This is a genomic window from Mycobacterium sp. ELW1 (assembly GCF_008329905.1).
GTDB lineage: Bacteria > Actinomycetota > Actinomycetes > Mycobacteriales > Mycobacteriaceae > Mycobacterium.
The window spans coordinates 5,122,876-5,143,164 of sequence record NZ_CP032155.1; the positions used below are offsets into that span (position 1 = coordinate 5,122,876).

A 20,289-nucleotide genomic window follows, 5' to 3' on the forward strand; every position below is an offset into this window, starting at 1 on the left:
GACTCAGGCCGAGTTCACCCACTCGTCGGTTCCGTCGGCGAAGAACTGGTGCTTCCACACCGGTAAACGCTCCTTGACGGTGTCGACGAGCAACGCGCACGCCTCGAACGCCGCCCGCCGGTGGTCGGCCGCCACGGCCGCCACCAGCGCGGCGTCTCCGATGTGCAGCACACCCACGCGATGACTGGCGGCGATCGCCCGCACCCCGGTGGCTTTCCCGGCCACCTCGGCGACCGCTTCGAACAGGGTCTGCTCGGCCAGCGGGTGCGCGGAGTACTCCAGCCGCACCACGTCCCGGCCGCCGTCGTGGTTTCGCACCACCCCGGAAAAGCCCACCACGGCGCCGGCGGCCGCGTCGGCGACCAGCTCTTCGTGCTCGGTCAATGAGATCGGGCCCTCGACGAGCGCGGCCCTCAGGATGCGTGTCATCAGCGGTGGTCCCCTCCGGACAGTTGGTCCAACGCATGGTCGAGCACATCGGCGAGCACAGCCAGGCCATCGCGCACCCCGCCCGTCGATCCAGGCAGGTTGATCACGAGTGTGCGGCCTGCGACGCCGCATACGCCACGGGACAGCACCGATGTCGGCACCGTCGGCAGTCCGGACCGGCGGATGGCGTCGGCCAGGCCGGGGATCTGGTAGTCGAGAACGCCGAGGGTCGCCTCCGGAGTGGCGTCGGTCGGTGAGATCCCGGTGCCGCCGGAGGTGATGACGACGTCGGCTCCGGCGTCGATCGCCGCCCGCAGGGCGTCGCCGACGGCACTCCCGTCCACCACCACGCTCGGGTCGGGCACGTCGAAGCCGCGCTCGGTGAGCCAGGCGACCACAATCGGGCCGGTCCGGTCTTCGTAGACACCGGTGGCCGCCCGGGTGGACGCGATCACGACCCGTGCGGACCGGGGGCTCACAGGTTGGGTCGTTCCGCAGGCGTCCCTCACGCCTCGCGCACCCACAGGCCGGTCTTACCGCCCTCCTTGCGCAGCACCCGGATGTCCTCGAGGCGCGCGGCGGGGTCGACGGCCTTGATCATGTCGTAGAGCGTCAGGGCCGCGACGCTGACGGCGGTCAGCGCCTCCATCTCGACCCCGGTGCGATCGGTGGTGCGCACGGACGCTGTCACGCCGACCACGGCGTCACCGATCGCGAATTCGATGTCCACCCCGGTCAGGGCGAGGTGGTGGCACAGCGGGATCAGATCGGAGGTGCGCTTGGCGGCCAGGATGCCGGCCACCCGCGCGGTGGCCAGCGCGTCACCCTTGGGCAGGCCGCCCGCCGTGATCAGCTCGACCACCTCGGCGGTGGTGTGAACGGAGCCGGCCGCCACCGCGGTACGCGTCGTGGCGGCCTTGTCGGTGACATCGACCATGTGCGCCGCACCGTGCTCGTCGAGGTGCGAGAGGCGGCGCTGCGGTCCGTCGGTCACCGTTTACTTGTTGACGACGGTGACCGGGTGCAGGTACGGCAGGTCAGAGGCCGGCAGCGGGAACGTGATGTCGCCGAACGGGGACAGTGCGCCCGTCCGATCGGCGGCCAACTCGCTCACGGCGTGGTCGTCGGGGTCCCTGGTCGGCCAGCCATTGTCGACATACCTTGTCTTCTTCTCAGCCACGGCAACATTCTGACATCTACCGGGCCGGCTTGTGCACACAGGCGGCTGTTTTACGCTGGTCAACAATGACTGAATCGTCCCTGCCGGGTATGCCGCTGGGCGCCTGGCTGGCCGATCTGCCCGACGACCGGCTGATCCGCCTGCTGGAACTGCGGCCGGATCTTGCCCAGCCGGCCCCTGGCAGCATCGCTGCCCTGGCCGCGCGTGCGGTGGCCCGGCAGTCGGTCAAGGCTGCCACCGACGAGCTGGACTACCTGCGGCTCGCCGTCCTGGACGCCCTGATCGTGCTGCACGCCGATACCGCGGCCACACCGGTGGCCAAGCTGATCGCCCTCGTCGGCGAGCGCGCCGACGAGAAGTCGGTCCTGTCCGCGCTCGACGACCTGCGCGAGCGCGCACTGGTGTGGGGCGACAGCGAGGTGCGGGTGTCGGCCGAGGCCGCCGCGGGACTGCCCTGGTATCCCGGCCAGGCGATCGGGGAGGACTCTTCCCGGTCGGGGGCGGAGATCTCCGCGGCGATCGACGCGCTCGACGAACCCCAGCTCGAACTGCTGGACCGGCTGCTGATGGGGTCACCGGTGGGACGAACCCGTGACGCCGCGCCCGGCGCACCCGCCGACCGGCCGGTCCCGCGGCTGCTGGCGGCCGGACTGCTGCGGCAGCTCGACGCCGAGACGGTGATCCTGCCGCGGCATGTCGGTCAGGTGCTGCGCGGCGAGGAGCCCGGCCCGGTGAGCCTGACCGCACCCGACCCGGTGTCGGGCACCACCACCGTCGCCGACGTCGACGGCGCGGCGGCCGGTGCCGTCCTGGATCTGATCCGAGAGATCGAACTGGTCATCGAATCTCTCTCTGCTGCACCGGTTCCCGAGCTACGCAGCGGCGGCTTGGGGGTGCGCGAAGCCAAACGGCTGAGCAAGCTCACCGGAATCGACGAGCAACGCCTCGGGCTGGTCCTCGAGATCAGCTCGGCGGCGGGCCTGATCGCCAGCGGCACACCCGTGCCGGAACCCCAGGACGGCGCGAGCCCGTACTGGACGCCGACGGTGGCCGCGGACCGATTCATGGAGACACCGACCGCCGCACGCTGGTACCTGCTGGCCGGCAGCTGGCTGGAACTGCCGTCGCGCCCGGGCCTCATCGGCAGTCGCGGTCCCGATGGCAAACCCTATGCCGCACTGTCTGATTCGCTGTACTCGACGGCCGCCCCGCTGGATCGGCGACTGCTGCTGGAGCTGCTCGCCGAGTTGCCGCCCGGCGCCGGCGTGGACGCTCAGCACGCCTCACGGGCACTGATCTGGCGCCGGCCGCGGTGGGCGGCCCGGTTGCAACCCGAACCTGTCGCGCACCTGCTCTCCGAAGCCCACGCCGTGGGCCTGGTCGGCCGCGGGGCACTGAGCACACCGGCGCGGGTGCTGCTGGACGGCGACGAGAACGCCGCCATCGACGCGATGGGCAAGGCCCTGCCCGCACCGATCGACCACTTCCTGGTGCAGGCCGACCTGACGGTCGTGGTGCCCGGGCCGCTGCAGCGTGACCTGGCCGACGAGCTGGCGGCGGTGGCCGCGGTGGAATCGGCCGGTGCCGCCATGGTCTACCGGGTCAGCGAAGCCTCGATCCGGCACGCTCTGGACACCGGGCGCACTGCGGGCGGACTCCACACATTCTTCGAGCGGCACTCGAAAACACCTGTCCCCCAGGGCTTGACGTATCTGATCAACGACGTCGCCCGCAGGCACGGCCAGTTGCGGGTCGGGATGGCGTCGTCGTTCCTGCGTTGCGAGGACCCGACGCTGCTCGCCCACGCGGTCGCCGCGCCGGCCTTGGAGCATCTGGAGGTGCGGCTGCTGGCGCCGACGGTGGCAGTGTCGCAGGCGCCGATCGGTGACGTGCTCGCGGCGTTGCGCGCGGCGGGCTTCGCCCCGGCCGCCGAGGACTCCTCGGGGGCGATCGTCGATCTCCGGCAGCGCGGCGCACGGGTGTCGACACCGCAGCACCGCCGGCCGTTCCGCGCGCTGCCCAAGCCGAGCACGGACACCCTGGCCTCGGTGGTGGCGGTGTTGCGCCGGGTGGATTCCGCCAACCCGTTCGCCAATGTCCGCCTGGATCCGGCGGTGTCGATGGCCTTGTTGCAGCAGGCGGCCATGGAACAAAAGGACGTGGTGATCGGTTATGTGGACGCGGCGGGGTGGCCACCCAGCGAGTTGTGCGCCCGCTCACTGTCAGCGGCGGTCAGCTGATGGCCTGGGATCCCAGCCAGGGCCGCCCGCGGGAGTTCGCTGTGCATCGCGTGACGTCGGTGATGTCGGCCGACGCTGGATAATGGAGCGATGACGAGGAGTGCGGCATGACCGAGGGTCCATTGATCGTGCAGTCCGACAAGACCGTGCTGCTCGAAGTCGACCACGAGCTTGCCGGCGCGGCCCGGTCCGCGATCGCCCCGTTCGCGGAGCTCGAACGCGCCCCCGAGCACATCCACACCTATCGCATCACCCCGCTGGCGTTGTGGAATGCCCGCGCCGCCGGCCATGACGCCGAGCAGGTGGTCGACGCGCTGGTCAGCTTCTCCCGTTATGCCGTGCCGCAGCCGCTGCTGGTGGACATCGTCGACACGATGGCCCGCTACGGCCGGCTGCAGCTGGTGAAGCATCCCGCACACGGCCTGACGTTGGTCAGCCTCGACCGGGCCGTGCTCGAAGAGGTGTTGCGCAACAAGAAGATCAACCCGATGCTCGGTGCGCGCATCGACGACGACACCGTGATCGTCCATCCCAGTGAGCGCGGCCGGATCAAGCAGATGCTGCTCAAGATCGGCTGGCCCGCCGAGGACCTGGCCGGCTACGTCGACGGCGAGGCCCACGCGATCGACCTGGACCAGGACGGTTGGGAACTGCGCGATTACCAGCAGATGGCCGCCGATTCGTTCTGGGACGGCGGCTCGGGTGTGGTGGTGCTGCCGTGTGGCGCGGGCAAGACGCTGGTCGGTGCGGCCGCGATGGCCAGGGCCGGGGCGACGACGCTGATCCTGGTCACCAACACCGTCGCAGGCCGGCAGTGGAAGCGTGAGCTGATCGCGCGGACGTCGCTGACCGAGGAGGAGATCGGCGAGTACTCCGGTGAGCGCAAGGAGATCCGGCCCGTCACGATCGCGACCTATCAGGTGATCACCCGCCGCACCAAGGGCGAATACAAGCATCTGGAGCTGTTCGACAGCCGGGACTGGGGCCTGATCATCTACGACGAGGTCCACCTGCTGCCCGCGCCGGTGTTCCGGATGACGGCTGACCTGCAGTCCCGCCGCCGGCTGGGGCTGACGGCCACGCTGATCCGCGAGGACGGCCGTGAGGGCGACGTGTTCAGCCTGATCGGTCCCAAGCGGTATGACGCGCCGTGGAAGGACATCGAGGCTCAGGGCTGGATCGCCCCCGCCGAGTGCATCGAGGTGCGCGTGACGATGACCGACAACGAGCGGATGTTGTACGCGGTCGCCGAACCGGACGAGCGCTACAAGCTCTGCTCGACCGCGCACTCGAAGATCGCGGTGGTGAAATCGATTCTGGCCAAGCATGAGGGAGAGCCGACCCTGGTGATCGGCGCCTACCTGGACCAGCTCGACGAGCTGGGCACCGAGTTGGGCGCACCGGTGATCCAGGGTTCGACGAAGAACGCCGAGCGCGAAGAGCTCTTCGACGCCTTCCGCCGCGGCGAGGTCAAGACCCTCGTGGTGTCGAAGGTAGCGAACTTTTCCATTGACCTGCCGGAGGCCTCGGTGGCCGTTCAGGTTTCGGGAACCTTCGGCTCACGCCAGGAAGAGGCCCAGCGGCTGGGCCGGTTGCTTCGCCCCAAGCACGACGGCGGCGGGGCGGTGTTCTACTCCGTGGTGTCCCGCGACAGCCTGGATGCCGAGTACGCCGCGCACCGGCAGCGGTTCCTGGCTGAACAGGGCTACGGCTACATCATCAAAGACGCCGACGACTTGCTCGGCCCGGCGCTCTGAGGGCACTTCACCAAACGTTGCCGACCAATCCCGACAGCAACAGTTCGTTGCCCGTTGACCTGCGCGCTGCGATCGCGAAACGAATGTGACAGCGAACGCCGCGGCAACAGGTTAGTCTTCGCCACGACACGTGGTCGGGTGACGAAAAAGGGGTACAGCGTGCGCGCAGCGGGCTTCATCGGTCGAGTTGGCGGATTGGCGGTTGCGCTGGGAGTGGGTGCCGCGGCCTTCGGCGGCGCGACAGCCTGGGCTGACGGTACCGATTCGGGCGGGTCCTCGGCCCAGGCCGGCTCCGCGCGGTCGGCGTCCAGTCAGACGACCGCGGGCCCCGCCAAGCACAGTGCCCCGAAGGCGGCGTCGGGGCGGTCGCGTCCGTCATCGACGGTGCGGGCCCAGTCGATCACCTCGGTGCCCACCGCCACGGCGTCGTCCGCAGCCGCCGACCCGTCAGCGCCCGTGTCGCCGCCGGCCGATTCGCCACTGGAGCTGACGGCGTTGGCCTACAGCCGTCGCGACACCGGCATCTCCGCCCGCGCAGCGGCGGCAGCATCGCTGGCACCAGAGGGCCTGGTGCAGGCCGCGGCCGCCCAGAACACCGCGGTGATCATGGGACCCAGCGGGGTTCCGATCCCCAAACCGAGCTACATCCAAAACGTCTTCAATCTCTACATCGCGCCGTCGTACCCGGGTTCCATCCCCTTCCAGCTGGACACCCCCGAGGGGTTGTACCCGATCACCGGGGTGAAGAGCCTGCCGCTGAATGTGTCTGTGCAGCAGGGTATTCAAATACTCGCCGCAACCATCGCCGAGCAGGTCGCGGCCGGCAATACCGCCACCGTCTTCGGTTATTCGCAGAGCGCGATCATCTCCTCGCTGATCATGAGCCAGCTGCCCTCCGACACACCGGTGAACTTCGTGTTGGTCGGCAACGAGATGAACCCCAACGGCGGCTTCCTGTCCCGGTTCCCGGGGTTGAAACTGCCCAGCCTCGGACTGGACTTCTATGGCGCCACCCCCGAAAACGCCTTCCCGGTAACCAATTACACGCTGGAGTACGACGGGTTCGCTGATTTCCCCCGGTACCCGCTCAACGTGCTGTCGGTACTCAACGCCGGCCTGGGCATCATCTTCGTTCACACCAAGTACGCCGATCTCACCCAGCAGCAGGTCGATACCGCCATTCCGTTGCCGACCACCGATCCGAGTCAGAAGTACTACATCATCCCCACCGAGAACCTGCCGCTGCTCGAGCCGCTGCGCCTGCTCCCGGTGATCGGCACCCCCATCGCCGATCTGCTTCAACCTGCGCTGAAGGTCATCGTCAATCTCGGCTACGGCGACCCGCAGTACGGCTGGTCCACCAATGGATTCGCCAACCAGCCAACGACTTTCGGATTCCTCCCGGACGTCAACTGGGCCGAGGTGGCCAACCTCTTCCTGGCCGGCGTTGCACAGGGTGTCTCCGACTTCGTGACCGATGTCAGCCCGGGTGGAGTGATGTGGCAGGAACTCGCAGCACTGAAGCTCCCCACGCCGGGCGCGATCTCACCGCCGCCGACGCCGACGAGCGTCATCGCGGCGTTGCAGACGGTCATCACCGACGCCGCCCTGTTCATCTCGAACGCCGCGGCGTCGGTCTACGCGGCGCTGCTGCCGACAGCGGACATCATCAACGCAGTGGTCACGATGCTGCCCGCCTACGACGTCACCCTGTTCCTCGGCGGCATTGCGCAGGCGCTCTCCGGTGACGTGATCAACGGGCTGGTCAACGCGATCGGTCTGCCGCTGGCCGCGAACGTCGGGTTGGTGACCACGGCGAGCCTGATCGAGGTGCTCGTCCTGATCCAGGCCGTGCAGGGCGTGCTCGGCCAGCAGACGGACGTCTAGAGCGAAAGTATTGTCGCCGAGGCGGTTCCGGGCGCGCCGTACACCTGCGCCAGGCCCACCCGCGGGTTGCCCGGCACCTGACGCTCGCCGGCCTCGCCGCGCAGCTGGCGCACCAGCTCGTGCATCTGCCGCAGACCCGATGCCCCGATCGGCTCACCGTTGGCGATCAGTCCGCCGTCGGTGTTGATCGGCAGTGAGCCGTGGATCTCGGTGGCCCCGTCGGCCAGCAGCTTCTCCTGCTCGCCGTCGGCGCACAGACCGGTCTCGGCCATGTGGATGATCTCGGCACCGGCATCGGTGTCCTGCAGCTGAGCGATGTCGATGTCTTCGGGACCGATCCCGGCCTCCTCGTAGGCCGCCTTGGCGGCGTAGACGGTCGGCGACACGTCCTCGTCGAGCGGGGCTGAGGTGCCGTGCACCTCGTAGGCGCCGAAGGTTCGGGTGCGAATCTCGCTGGCGCGCACGTAGACCGGCTTGTCGGTGAAGCGGTGCGCGATGTCGGCGCGGCACATGATGACTGCGGCAGCGCCCTCATCGGGTGCGCAGAACATGTACTGCCGCAGCGGGTAGTTCAACACCGGCGAGGCCATGATCTCCTCAACGGAGATCTCCTTGCGACGGAAGGCATTCGGATTCAGCACACCGTTGCGGAAGTTCTTGTTGGCCACCCGCGCCAGGGTCTCCTCGGAGATGCCGTGATCGTGGATGTACCGGTTGGCCTTGATACCGAAGAACTTTGTGGTGACGAACTGCCCGTTCTCGGCATACCACTGCGGCAGCGCCAGCTTGGCCGGGTCGTCGGTGAACGCTCCGCGCGGGTGCTTGTCCAGGCCCACCGCGATGCCGATGTCGTACTTGCCGAGCCGGATCGTGTCCGCGGTCTGCTGGATCGCGCTTGCCGCGGTGGCGCAGGCGTTGAAGACGTTGGTGAACGTGATGCCGGTCAGGCCGACCAGCCGCGTCACCGCGTCGGGATTGGACACCTCATAGCTGCCGCCGAAACCGAACTGGATGTCCTTCCACTGCGCACCCGAATCCTGCAGTGCCAGCTCGATCGCCTCGGCACCCATCTGCATGGCTGTCTTGTCGAACCGGCCGAACGGATGCAGGCCGACGCCGATGATCGCAACGTCATTGCTCATGCCGCTCACGCCCCTACCGGTGCGAACGCAAACGTGACGACCTCATTGCCGTCGGCGTCGGTCGCGAACGGGATCATGGTGAGCTCGACGTCCATGCCCCACTTCAGCTTTTCCGGGTCGTTCTCGGTGAGCCGACCCTCGACGCGCACGACGTCCTCGAGTTGCACCAGGCCGACGCCGAACGGCACGAAATCCTTGCCGGTGGGGCCGATGTAGGGCGCTCCGGGCGCGAAACCCTGCGTGGTCCAGGCCACCAGCGTGCCGCGGCGCGGCAACATCACCTCGGTCATGCCGCCCGCGCTGCACCGCGGGCACCGGTCCTGGCTGGGAAAGACCACGGCCGAACAGCTGGCACATTCACTGCCGATCAGCTGCGGGTTGTCAGCGGGCCAAGTGGAGATTTCGGGCGCCAGGGCCTTCTGCATAGCGGCATCCTTCGTAGTCCAAATCGGTAGCCGGATCGTACAACACTGTTGGCCACGAATGGAAACCGCATTCTCATCTGAATGCACGCCCTTCTCGGGCAGCACGAGCTCACATGAGCGCGGGCATCACCTCGCGCTCGAACAGTTCGATGCCGGACCGGTCGTAGGCCGCCTCCGGGAAGTAGCAGATGACGTACTCGCACCCCAGATCTCGCAGCGCCGTCAGGCTCGCGATGACCTGCTCGGGTGTGCCCGCCGCCGACCCCGGCGCACTGACCGTCGTCATCATCGCGTCGGCGGCCGCATCACCGCAGACACCGGACAGCCGGTCGCGCACCCGCTTCACCCGCGCCGTGACGTCGTCGGCCGACGTGCCGAGGATCGCGTTGACGTTGGCCGAGCGGACGATGGCGCCGAAGTCCGTTCCCACCTCGCGGCAGTGCTCGGCGAGCACCTGTGACTTGTGCGCGAACCCGTCCGGCTCGGAGGTGAAGTTGGTGTACTGCGCGTACTTCGCCGCGATCTTGAGCGTGACCTTCTCGCCACCGCCGGCGATCCACAGCGGAATCCCGTTCTCCTGCAATGGCTTCGGCGCCACGATCGCCCCGTCGACCTGATACTGCTTGCCGGCGAAACTCACCTTCCCGTCGCGCCAGGCGTCCCGCATGATCTGCACGCCTTCGTCGAGTCGGGCCAACCGGACGCCGGCGGACGGGAAGCCGTACCCGTAGGCCCGCCATTCGTGCTCGTACCACCCACCGCCGATGCCCATCTGCACGCGACCCCCGGAGATGATGTCGGTGGTGGCCGCCACCTTGGCCAGGTAGACGGGGTTGCGATAGCTCATCGCCGTGCACATCTGGCCGAGTTTGATCCGGGAGGTGGTCGCCGCGTAGGCCGCCATCAGGGTCCACGCCTCGTGGGTGGCCTCGTCGGTCGGGATCGGCACGGTATGGAAATGGTCGTAGACCCAGAGCGAGTCCCATGGACCCGCATCGGCGTGATCGGCCAGATCACGCATTACCTGCCAGTGCTTTTCAGTGGGAATGCCGGCCAGATCCAGTCGCCAGCCCTGCGGGATGAACAGTCCGAAGCGCATGGCCCGACTCTACGGACGAGCGCGTCACCCGACCAGAGCGCCGTCGGCGGCAACCGAGAGGCTCGGTCCGGTCCGTGACGGTGATATGCCACCGGCGCAGCTATCCCGGTCCGGCCGGCGGAGTTAAGACCCCTGGACGGCAATCGGCCCCTCCCATACGGGAGGGGCCAATGCTCCCCCTTGCCTCCTCATTCCCCTGGCGTAATGCCCATCACACCGTAAAAACTAGCTGAGAGCAAGCTGAGACGGCGTAATTCAGCAAAAAATCTTGATCCCGCAGGCAAATGAATCGCGAGCACTCGTTCCGCTATCCACTTTGGACATACCGCCAGATCAGGTGCTGTCATCCGAAACCGCGTTCGCGGCAAATGGTGCGCCAAGTGTCGAATAGGGCAATTCGCTCAGCAACCGAGGCCACGATTCGGCATACGGGTGAACGCATGAGAGTTTGCTCGTACCGACTGCCGCCGGTATTTATCCCAGGTCACACCCATCCGAAAGTTCGGGTAGCGGATTTGCGATTTTGCAGCGCGCCGCCGGCGGCGTGAACCGTCCGCCGCGCCGGGTGTCGGCGCACTGTCGTGCGTGCTGGCAATGCCCCGGATCGGGCCCCGTCTACTCCGCGCCGCGGGAGTACATCGCGGCTATGTCACGAAGCGAAACTTTGAGCGACTGGTTACGCGGGAGCTCAGCGACGACGACCACCTCGACGGGCACGTGGTGCTTGGGCAGCGCATCGCGGACCCGGGCGACAAGGTCAGCCGGGTCGGGCGCCGGGGCGCCGGGGACCGTCTCCACCGCCGCGAACGGCACTTCGCCGAGCCGGGGATCGGGTACGCCGACGACGGCGGCGTCGCGCACCGACGGGTGGCCCACCAGGACTCGGCGAACGGTCTCCGGCAGGACCTTGAATCCGCCGCGATTGATCGCCCCGTCGGCGCGGCCGTGCAAGGTAATGAAACCGTCGGCGTCGATGGAGGCGAGGTCGTTGGTACGGATCCACTCCGGACTGATGGATGCGATCTTGGCTTCGAGCACACCCTGCTCGCCGGTCGGCACCTCGCTGTCGCCGGTCGGGTCGATGATGCGGACCTCGGTGTTGGGCATCACCCGTCCCGAGCTTGCACGCTTGGCAGCACCGAACTCCCGATAGAGATCGGGGGTCCAGGTGCACACCGAGCCGGCGAATTCGGTTGCGCCATAAGCCAACAGAACGGGAACGCCGTACCTGTCCTCGAACGCGTCACGGGTCTCGGGGTCCAGCGGCCCCGCTGCGCTGATCACGTATTCGAGCGAGCCGAGGTCGTCGCGGCGCAGGTCGGCATCCAGGAGCATGCGTACCGCGGCCGGCTGCAGACCGCAGCGCCGGATGCCGTAGGTCTTCACCACCCGCACCCAGTCGGCGACACTGAACTTCTCCAGAAGAGCGATCCGCTTGCCGAGGTAGGCGCCGGTGATCAGCTGGCAGACGCCGCCGATGCCGCCGAGTGGCCAATACATCAGCTCGGGTGGCTCGTCGGCGGAGGCGCCGGTGATCGCCACGCTGGACACGGTGTGCTCCAGCACGGAGGCCGGAATCGGGTGCCGCTTGGGCGGCCCGGTCGTACCGCTGGTGAGTACCTGCAGACCGGTCGAGCCATCCCGGCCGGAGGAGGCCAGGCGCGGCAACACCCGGTCGATTCCGGCCACGAGCTCCACGGTGGGCGGCGTCAGTGACACCGCGATACCGGCGGTGCCTGCGCGCCGGGCGGCGGCGATCACCGGCTCGGTCCAGTCCTCCCGGTCGGCGACGACCGCGGCCGGCTCCAGCTTTTCGATGTCCCGACCGATCGCCTCGGCCGACTGGAAGGAATAGATCATCGGCACCCACCGGCCGCCGCCGAGCAATCCGATCACCGCCGCCGCATGGGGTGGACGGTTGCGGGCCACCACTGCCACGGTCGCGCCGTCTGCGACGCCGGCCAGCCGAAGTGCATCGTCGATGGCACGGGCGTACGCGGCGATCTCGTGACCGGTGTACCAGCGCCCGTTGAACTCGATGCAGGGCGCGTCGCCGTAGCCGGCCAGGCTGGCGGCCAGCCGGCCGCTGATCGTTGCGGCGCTCTCGCTCACCCGCCTCACGCTAACGGTCGCCGGCCGAGCAGACGCAAACGTCCCCGAAACACCGGGGTTTCGGGGACGTTCGCGTCTGGTGGCGACGGTCGGCTACAGCAGCGACGCCGGCGGGTTGAACCGCTCGCCGTACTTGGCCGCGAGCTCCTTGGCCCGCGCGACGAAGGCTTCCTTGCCGATGCCGGCCGGACCCTCGTAGCCGACGATGAACTGCGCCGAGCCGCCGGTCCACGGCGGGAAGCCGATGCCGAGGATCGAGCCGATGTTGGCGTCAGCCGTCGTCGTCAACACGCCTTCGTCGATGCACTTCTGGGTTTCCAGCGCCTCGGCGAACAGCATGCGGTCGACCATGTCCTGGATGGGAATCTCGGAGGTGCCGGAGTTGAACGTCTCCTTGAGCCCGGGCCACAGCTGGGTGCGCTTGCCGTCGACGTACTCGTAGAAGCCCGCGCCCTTCAGCCGTGACGGCCGGCCGATCTCGATCATCTTCTCGACGACCGCCTCGGCCGGGTGCGCCTCGTAGGTGCCACCCGCATCTTCGATGCCCTTGCGCGACGCGACAGCGATCTTGTGCATGAGCTCCAGGTTGAGCTCATCGGAGAGCTGCAGTGGCGCGGCCGGGTAACCGGCCTGACCGCCCGCGTGCTCGATGCTGGCGGGGGCGACACCCTCGCCGAGCATGGCCAGCGCCTCGTTGACGAACGTGCCGATGACGCGGCTGGTGAAGAAGCCGCGGCTGTCGTTGACGACGATCGGGGTCTTGCCGATGGCCAGGGTGTAGTCGAACACCCGGGCCAGGGCTTCGTCAGACGTCTTCTCGCCCTTGATGATTTCGACCAGCGGCATCTTGTCGACGGGTGAGAAGAAGTGGATCCCGATGAAATCTTCCTGGCGCTTCACCCCGGTGGCAAGACCGGTGATCGGCAGCGTCGAGGTGTTCGAGCCCAGCAGTGCGTTGGGCTCGACGATGTCCTCGATCTCCTGGAAGACCTGGTGCTTGAGTTCCTGGCTCTCGAAGACCGCTTCGATGACGAAGTCGACACCCTTGAAGTCGGCGGGGTCGGCACTCGGGGTGATCCGGGCCAGCAGGGCGTCGCTCTTCTCCTGCGTGGTCTTGCCGCGTTCGAGGGCCTTGGCCTCGAGCTTCTCCGAGTAGTTCTTGCCCCTCTCGGCGGCTTCGATGCTGACGTCCTTGAGCACGACGTCATAACCGGCCTTGGCCGAGACGTAGGCGATTCCGGCGCCCATCATGCCGGCACCGAGGACACCGATCTTCGTGATCGGGGTCTTGCCGATGCCCTCGGGCCGCGAGCCGCCCGAGCTGATGAACTGCATGTCGAAGAAGAACGCCTGGATCATGTTCTTCGCGACCTGGCCGGTGACCAGCTCGGTGAAGTAGCGGCTCTCGATCCGGCTGGCGGTATCGAAGTCGACCTGCGCGCCCTCGATGGCCGCGGCCAGGATCGCCTTGGGCGCAGGCATATTCGCGCCCTTGAGCTGCTTGCGCAGCAGTGCCGGGAACGACGGCAGAATGGCCGCGAGCGCCGGGCTGGACGGAGTACCGCCCGGCATCTTGTAACCCTTCTTGTCCCAGGGCTGTTCGAACGCCTCGGGATTGGCCTTGATCCACGCCTTGGCGGCGGGCACCAATTCGTCGATGCTGCCGACCAATTCGTCGACCAAGCCGATCTCCTTGGCCTTGGCCGGCTTGAAGCGGGTGCCCTGGCTCAGCACGGTCATGAACGCGTTCTGGATGCCGAGCATCCGCACGGTGCGGGTGACGCCGCCGCCGCCGGGCAGCAGGCCCAGCGAAACCTCGGGCAGGCCAAGGACACTGCCCTTGACGTCGGCCGCGATCCGGTGGTGGGTGGCCAGCGCGATCTCCAGGCCGCCGCCGAGCGCGGCGCCGTTGATCGCGGCGACGACCGGCTTGCCGAACGTCTCCAGGGTGCGCAGCGCCTTCTTGACGGTTTCCACCGTGCTGAAGGCTTCGCCGGCGTTCTCCGGGCCGAGGTGGATCATCGACTTCAGGTCGCCGCCGGCGAAGAAGGTCTTCTTCGCGCTGGTGATGACGACGCCCGTGATCGAATCCTTTTCGGCGACAAGGCGTTCTACGGCCTTGTTCATCGACTCGGTGTAGTGCTCGTTCATCACGTTCGCCGACCCGGTGGGGTCATCGAGCGTCAGCGTGACGATGCCGTCGGCATCCTGGTCCCACTGAATGGTGTTCTCTGCCATGTTGTTAAACCCTCTCAATGATGGTCGCGACACCCATGCCGCCGCCGATGCACAGGGTGACGAGTGCACGCCGGGCGTTGCGGCGCTCCAGCTCGTCGACCATGGTGCCCAGGATCATGGCGCCGGTGGCGCCGAGCGGGTGGCCCATCGCGATGGCGCCGCCGTTGACGTTGAGCTTCTCGTCGGGGATGTTCAGGTCCTTCTGGAACTTGAGCACCACCGAGGCGAAGGCCTCGTTCAGTTCGAACAGGTCGATATCGTCGACCGTCAGGCCGGCCCGGTCGAGCACCTTGCGGGTGGCCGGGGTGGGGCCGGTCAGCATGATCGTCGCGTCGGCGCCGCTGGTGGCGGTCGCCACGATGCGCGCCCGCGGGGTCAGACCCTGAGACGTGCCGGCCTTCTCGGTGCCCACGAGCACCAGCGCGGCACCGTCGACGATGCCCGAGCTGTTACCGCCGGTGTGGACGTGGTTGATCTTCTCGATCCAGTGGTACTTCTGCAGCGCCACATCGTCGAAGCCGCCCATCGAGCCGATGCCGTCGAACGCGGTGCGCAGCTTGCCGAGGCTTTCCACCGTCGAACCCGGGCGCATGTGTTCGTCGTGGTCCAGGATCAGCAGGCCGTTCTGGTCGCGGACCGGAACGACGGACTTGGCGAAGTAGCCGCCCGACCAGGCCGCGGCGGCACGCTCCTGCGAGCGGACGGCGTACGCGTCGACGTCCTCGCGGGAGAAGCCCTCGATGGTGGCGATCAGGTCGGCGCCGATGCCCTGCGGGGCGATGTAGTTGTCATACGTCACGACGACGTCGCTGAACATCGCGCCGCCGTCGGAACCCATCGGCACGCGGCTCATCGACTCGACACCACCAGCCAGGACCAGGTCGTCCCAGCCGGAGCGCACCTTCTGCGCGGCGGTGTTGACGGCCTCGAGGCCGGACGCGCAGAAGCGGTTGAGCTGCACGCCGCCGGTGGTGTCGGGCAGGCCTGCGGCCAGCACGGCGGTGCGGGCGATATCGCCGCCCTGGTCGCCGACCGGGGAGACGACACCGAGAATGACATCGCTGATCAGCGTCTCGTCAAGGTCGGGATGCCGGCTGCGGAGTTCGTCGATCAGGCCGACGACGAGGTTGATCGGCTTGACCTCGTTGAGCGCGCCGCCGCGCTGCTTACCGCGCGGGGTTCGGATGGCCTCGTAGATGAAGGCTTCTTCGGACATGTGTGTTTTCTCCAGGTCCTGTTCGGAATTGGGCGTGACGATCGTTGACAGTCGTCCTCTGCCCGCGAAGCCTACCAAGACCGCCCAACCGGATGGTTGGGCAGTCGCTCAGGTCAGGCCGCCGGGGCGATGATGATCGCGTCGTTCGAGGTGTCCCAGGCCTTCATGAAGGCCGGCACGGCGATCTTCGTGTTCGCCTCGTCGGCAGCGGGATCGTTGAGGTGCACGACGTTCTTGTTCGTGTCGACCCCGGTGACCACGACGAAGTGATCCGCGGCGGTCCGCTGGTCGCTGGAGTCCTCGACGATGGCGTAGTTGACGAAGGCGATCACCTTGCGGCCGGCTCCGAGGTACTGCTCGAGCGCGTTCAGGCCGGTCGCCTCGGGTCCCGACGTATCGCTGTTCACCGCGGTGATGCCGTAATGCGTGAACAGGGCCGGCAGGTCACCGACGGAGATCCCGCCGGTGTTGGGTGTGTAGATCATGGTCCCGGGGTTCATCTCAGACGGGGTGTGTTCGGCGACCTTCAGGATCTGCTCCTCGGTCGGCCGCTGCCCGGTGAGCTGGCCGACGATATCGGCGACCGACATGGCTCCGCAGTTGTCCTCCAAGGACTGCGCCGCCCAGTACGGCGCGGCCGCGGCCGGGTCACCATAGACACCGGTGTGGGAAGCCGAGGGATCCGCGTGCGCGATACCCGGGCCGAGCACGATCGCCACCGCCGCGACGATCGCGACCGCGCCCGAGCGCACCAGTGACCTCATCGGCCGATGGTAATTGACGAAACCGCTGATACTTGGCCCGCCGACTAAGCTCCGCGGGTATGACGGGTCCCCACGTCGCCGGCCGTCCGGCTCCGGTCGAGCGGCTGCAGCCCTACGCGGTGACGATCTTCGCCGAGATGTCGGCATTGGCTGCGCGGATCGGTGCGGTGAACCTCGGCCAGGGGTTCCCCGACGAGGACGGCCCAGCCGGAATGCTGGCGGCCGCGCAGCAGGCGATCGCCGAGGGCGTCAATCAATATCCGCCCGGATTGGGCATCGCTCCGCTTCGCGAGGCGATCGCCGCCCAGCGCCAGCGGCAGTACGACGTGGAGTACGACCCGGAGACCGAGGTCCTGGTCACCGTCGGCGCCACCGAGGCGATCGCGGCCGCCATCCTCGGCCTGGTCGAGCCAGGCTCCGACGTGCTGTTGATCGAGCCGTTCTACGACTCCTACTCCCCCGTCATCGCGATGGCCGGCAGCCGGCGGGTGCCGGTGCCGCTGGTGCCCGACGGCCGCGGCTTCGCCCTCGACGTCGACGCCCTGCGCGCAGCGGTGACGCCGAGAACCCGGGCGTTGATCGTGAACTCGCCGCACAACCCCACCGGCATGGTGCTCGCGGACCGCGACTTGCGGGCCCTGGCCGCACTGGCCGTCGACGCCGACTTGCTGGTGATCACCGATGAGGTCTACGAGCATCTGGTGTTCGACGACAAACGACACCTGCCGCTGGCGGCCTACCCGGGGATGGCCGAGCGCACGCTGACGATCTCCAGTGCCGCCAAGATGTTCAACTGCACCGGCTGGAAGATCGGCTGGGTGTGCGGCAAGCCGGATCTCATTGCCGGGGTGCGGGCGGCCAAGCAATACCTGAGCTACGTGGGCGGCGCCCCGTTCCAGCCCGCGGTGGCCTATGCGCTGAATTTCGAAGAGACGTGGGTGCGCAACCTGCGAGATTCGTTGCAGGCCAAGCGCGATCGGCTGGCGGCGGCGTTGTCCGAGTTGGGCTTCGGCGTGCACGACAGCGCGGGCACCTACTTTCTGTGCGCCGACCCGCGGCCGCTGGGATATTCCGACAGCACCCAGTTCTGCGCGGAGTTACCGACCAAAGCCGGGGTGGCGGCCATCCCGATGTCGGCGTTCTGCGACCCGCACTCACCCCATATCGGTGAGTGGAACCACTTGGTGCGCTTCGCTTTCTGCAAACGCGACGACACCCTCGACGAGGCGATCCGCCGGCTCGGCGCACTACAGGGCGGCCGCGACCTCCCATAGCGGCTGCGGCGGAGTCGATTCCGATCGCAGCGGGCTGAGCACCAGATCGGTGGCGCCCGCGTCGAGATACGCCCGCAGCTGACGCACCACGGACTGGGCCGGGCCGACGGCGGCGAGTTCGGCGACGCTGTCCACACCCTCCCGAGCGATCACATTCTGGTACGACGGGATCGTCGTGTAGAAGCCGAGTTCCTCGGCGGCGATCGCCCGACCGGCGCTCTCGTCGTCGGTGACCAGAACCGGCACCGCGGCGATGACGCGCGGTGTGGGCCGAGCCGCCTCGGCGGCGGCCTTCCCGATTGTCGGGACGATGAACTCGCCGATGGTGCGGGGGCCCGCCAGATACGGCAGGGTGCCGTCGGCCAGTTCACCGGTGACCGCCAGCGCGCGGGGACCCATCGCCGCCACATACACCGGCACGGGTGCGCCGCCGGGCACCCGGACATCCCACGCCGGATCGGCGGACAACGTGGAGCCATGGAAATGCACTGCGCCGGTGTCGAATACGGACCGCAGCACGGTGAGATGCTCCCGAAGCCGGGCGATCGTGTGGGGCCACGCCTGCCCGAAGGCCACCCGTTCGGGTTCGTGGGCGCCCAGCCCGAGGCCGAGGCTGAACTTGCCGTGGCTGGCGGCCTGCGCGGTCTGCGCCAGCGAGGCGACGATCAGCGGATGGCGCGGATTGAGCGGCACCACCGACGTTCCCACACCGAGACCGGGCACGGCGGCGCCGACCACCGCGGCCAGCGTGATCGCGTCGAGGTCGAAGCGCTGGGCGAACCAGACCTGGCGCACCCCGGCGCTGTACGCGGCTCGGGCCTGGGCGATGACATCGTCCACGGCGTTGGGGGCATCGGGATTGGGCAGCAGTACTACTCCAGTCGTCATGTCAGGCCCAACACCGCGCCGACCGGCGAGCATTCCGATCTATTCGCGTTGAAGCGAACCCTTGCCGCTCAGCACGAAGCCGCGCAGTCCTTCGGTCGCGGCGATCAGCACCGCCTTCTTCGCGCGCTTGACCAGGAAGTGCGGCAGCGGCGTCGACGGCTCGAGGGTGAGGTCGAACCGGACTCGGGTCGCGTCCCCCTCCCGGCGCAGGGTGTACTCGCCGTGCTGGGCGTGCTGCTGTGCGGTCCGGTCGGCGTCCCAGACCACCCAGTCCCGTCCCCAGTGGTACTCGACGATTTCGTGGTCGATGATCCCGAGCACTTTGACGGTGACCTTGACCCGCCGCGGCCGTCCGTCGGGGTAGCGATCCACGACATGGACATGCTTGTGGACCGACGACCACGTCGGCGCCGCCTCGATATCGGCGATGGCATCGAGGATGGCCTCCGGCGGGGCGTCGATCACGATCTCGCGCGATGCCCGTACCGCCACAATCAGCAAACTTAGTTACTCAATGGGCCAGCTGTGTCGGCTTTCGCTGAGTTGGTGCGTCACCAGTCGATGTCCGCCAGCGATGTGGTGGTTTGCGGCGGCTTCCCCACGGGTCCGGCGGTACTGCGGGAGAACCGCGGCGCCGGCGCCGCCTGTTCGGTGCCATCAACGTTAATAACGGTGCGGCGCGCCAGAAGATGTTCTCCTGCGGCGGCCTCGGTCCAGCTCAGCACCGGCGTCACGCATGCGTCGGTCCCGGCGAAGATCGCGGTCCACTCGGCACGGGTCTTACCGGCGAAGGTCGTCGCGAAGAGCTCCCGCATCTCGGGGTAGCGGTCCCGCTCGAATTGGCCGGGCACCTGCTCCGCTGGCAACCCGAGCCCGGCCAGCAATTGGGCGAAGAATTGGGGCTCGATCGACCCGACCGCCATGTACCCGCCGTCGGAGGTGGAGTAGGTGCGGTAGAACGGCGCGCCCCCGTCGAGCAGGAAGGACTCGCGCTCGTCGGCCAGTGAGCCGGTCGCTTTCATCGTCCACATCATCTGCGCCAGCACGCTGACCCCGTCGACCATCGCCGCGTCGATCACCTGGCCCTGGCCGGACTTCTCCCGTTCGTAGAGGGCCGCGACGATACCGAGCAGCACCAGCATCGAGCCGCCGCCGAAGTCGGCGACGAGGTTCAGTGGTGCCACCGGCGGGCGGTCGCGGTACCCGATCGCGCTCAGCGCGCCGGTCTGCGACAGGTAGTTGATGTCGTGGCCGGCGGTCGACGCCAGCGGGCCGTCCTGACCCCAGCCGGTGATGCGGGCGAAGATCAGCCGGGGGTTGACCGCGGCGCAGTCGTCGGGCCCGATGCCGAGGCGCTCACAGGTGCCGGGCCGAAAGCAGTCCAACAGAACATCGCCTTTCGCGGCCAGGTCGAGCAAGACGCCGGGCTGCGACTTCACGTCCAGGTCGACCACCCGTTTGCCGCGGTGCATGAGGTCCACGTTCTCCGGCGGCATCTGCAATCCGCCAGGCCTACGCACCCGCACCACGTCGGCGCCGAGATCGGCCAAGATCATCCCGGCGTGCGGCCCCGGGCCGATCCCGCCGAGCTCGATCACTCTCACCCCGGCCAGGGGTCCGGTGTTCGTCACGACTGAA

General features: G+C 68.0%; 17 protein-coding genes and 1 pseudogene. 4 read left to right on the forward strand and 14 right to left on the reverse strand.

Annotated features, from left to right (window positions below; translation table 11 throughout):
* Window positions 1–3: 3 nt before the first annotated feature.
* The 4 genes from D3H54_RS24445 to D3H54_RS24460 are packed head-to-tail and all read right to left on the reverse strand — an operon-like array spanning window position 4 to window position 1,609.
* Complete coding sequence (locus tag D3H54_RS24445; protein WP_149381966.1) at window positions 4–429, reverse strand: molybdenum cofactor biosynthesis protein MoaE; 426 nt, start codon at window positions 427–429, stop codon at window positions 4–6.
* Window positions 429–908: a MogA/MoaB family molybdenum cofactor biosynthesis protein gene (locus D3H54_RS24450; protein WP_149381968.1), complete on the reverse strand. Its 480-nt coding sequence runs from the start codon at window positions 906–908 to the stop codon at window positions 429–431. Before D3H54_RS24450 ends, D3H54_RS24445 begins: the two co-directional genes overlap by 1 nt.
* Window positions 909–934: 26 nt before the next feature.
* Window positions 935–1,423 carry a cyclic pyranopterin monophosphate synthase MoaC gene (gene moaC, locus D3H54_RS24455; RefSeq protein ID WP_149381970.1) on the reverse strand — a complete coding sequence of 163 codons (489 nt, stop codon included), beginning with the start codon at window positions 1,421–1,423 and terminating at the stop codon, window positions 935–937.
* Between the two features lie 3 nt (window positions 1,424–1,426).
* Window positions 1,427–1,609 carry a hypothetical protein gene (locus D3H54_RS24460; RefSeq protein WP_047332151.1) on the reverse strand — a complete coding sequence of 61 codons (183 nt, stop codon included), beginning with the start codon at window positions 1,607–1,609 and terminating at the stop codon, window positions 1,427–1,429.
* Window positions 1,610–1,674: 65 nt separating this feature from the next.
* On the opposite strand from D3H54_RS24460, the pseudogene D3H54_RS24465 reads away from it, so the two are divergent.
* The 3 genes and pseudogenes from D3H54_RS24465 (at window position 1,675) to D3H54_RS24475 (ending at window position 7,493) form a co-directional block, all read left to right on the forward strand.
* A pseudogene (locus tag D3H54_RS24465) lies at window positions 1,675–3,932 on the forward strand (helicase-associated domain-containing protein).
* A 24-nt stretch (window positions 3,933–3,956) separates the two neighbouring features.
* The gene (locus D3H54_RS24470) at window positions 3,957–5,606 is read left to right on the forward strand and encodes a DNA repair helicase XPB (RefSeq protein WP_149381972.1); all 1,650 of its coding nucleotides are present in this window, start codon (window positions 3,957–3,959) and stop codon (window positions 5,604–5,606) included.
* A gap of 159 nt (window positions 5,607–5,765) precedes the next feature.
* Window positions 5,766–7,493: a PE-PPE domain-containing protein gene (locus D3H54_RS24475; RefSeq protein WP_168214963.1), complete on the forward strand. Its 1,728-nt coding sequence runs from the start codon at window positions 5,766–5,768 to the stop codon at window positions 7,491–7,493.
* Here D3H54_RS24475 and D3H54_RS24480 read toward each other — a convergent pair.
* From D3H54_RS24480 to D3H54_RS24510, 7 genes are all read right to left on the reverse strand, one after another.
* Window positions 7,490–8,635, reverse strand: a complete 1,146-nt coding sequence (locus D3H54_RS24480; protein WP_083118537.1) for a thiolase family protein — start codon at window positions 8,633–8,635, stop codon at window positions 7,490–7,492. The two genes, D3H54_RS24475 and D3H54_RS24480, sit on opposite strands and share 4 nt — an antisense overlap.
* Before the next feature lie 5 nt (window positions 8,636–8,640).
* Window positions 8,641–9,060: a Zn-ribbon domain-containing OB-fold protein gene (locus D3H54_RS24485; protein ID WP_149381976.1), complete on the reverse strand. Its 420-nt coding sequence runs from the start codon at window positions 9,058–9,060 to the stop codon at window positions 8,641–8,643.
* 109 nt (window positions 9,061–9,169) lie between these two features.
* Window positions 9,170–10,159, reverse strand: a complete 990-nt coding sequence (locus D3H54_RS24490) for an LLM class F420-dependent oxidoreductase (protein ID WP_149381978.1) — start codon at window positions 10,157–10,159, stop codon at window positions 9,170–9,172.
* A gap of 615 nt (window positions 10,160–10,774) precedes the next feature.
* On the reverse strand, window positions 10,775–12,271 hold the full coding sequence (locus D3H54_RS24495) for a class I adenylate-forming enzyme family protein (protein ID WP_149381981.1): 1,497 nt from the start codon (window positions 12,269–12,271) through the stop codon (window positions 10,775–10,777).
* A gap of 93 nt (window positions 12,272–12,364) precedes the next feature.
* The gene (locus D3H54_RS24500) at window positions 12,365–14,509 is read right to left on the reverse strand and encodes a 3-hydroxyacyl-CoA dehydrogenase NAD-binding domain-containing protein (RefSeq protein WP_149381983.1); all 2,145 of its coding nucleotides are present in this window, start codon (window positions 14,507–14,509) and stop codon (window positions 12,365–12,367) included.
* Window positions 14,510–14,513: 4 nt separating this feature from the next.
* Entirely contained in the window at window positions 14,514–15,725 is a 1,212-nt protein-coding gene (locus D3H54_RS24505; RefSeq protein WP_149381985.1) for an acetyl-CoA C-acetyltransferase, read from the reverse strand.
* Window positions 15,726–15,838: 113 nt separating this feature from the next.
* A complete protein-coding gene (locus D3H54_RS24510) occupies window positions 15,839–16,489 on the reverse strand; it encodes a C39 family peptidase (protein ID WP_149381987.1) in 651 nt (216 codons plus the stop codon).
* A gap of 59 nt (window positions 16,490–16,548) precedes the next feature.
* Between D3H54_RS24510 and D3H54_RS24515 the strand changes: the two genes are divergently transcribed.
* Complete coding sequence (locus D3H54_RS24515; protein WP_149381989.1) at window positions 16,549–17,763, forward strand: pyridoxal phosphate-dependent aminotransferase; 1,215 nt, start codon at window positions 16,549–16,551, stop codon at window positions 17,761–17,763.
* Here the strand turns inward: D3H54_RS24515 and D3H54_RS24520 are convergent.
* Genes D3H54_RS24520 through D3H54_RS24530 form a run of 3 tightly spaced genes read right to left on the reverse strand, consistent with a single transcriptional unit; the run spans window position 17,737 to window position 20,282 of the window.
* Window positions 17,737–18,651 carry an LLM class F420-dependent oxidoreductase gene (locus D3H54_RS24520; protein ID WP_149381991.1) on the reverse strand — a complete coding sequence of 305 codons (915 nt, stop codon included), beginning with the start codon at window positions 18,649–18,651 and terminating at the stop codon, window positions 17,737–17,739. The two genes, D3H54_RS24515 and D3H54_RS24520, sit on opposite strands and share 27 nt — an antisense overlap.
* 39 nt (window positions 18,652–18,690) lie before the next feature.
* Window positions 18,691–19,143, reverse strand: coding sequence for an SRPBCC family protein (locus D3H54_RS24525; RefSeq protein WP_149381993.1), 453 nt, complete (start codon window positions 19,141–19,143; stop codon window positions 18,691–18,693).
* A gap of 59 nt (window positions 19,144–19,202) precedes the next feature.
* Window positions 19,203–20,282 (reverse strand): CaiB/BaiF CoA transferase family protein, encoded by a 1,080-nt coding sequence (locus D3H54_RS24530; protein ID WP_149381995.1) that lies wholly within the window; start codon window positions 20,280–20,282, stop codon window positions 19,203–19,205.
* Between the last annotated feature and the right edge of the window lie 7 nt (window positions 20,283–20,289).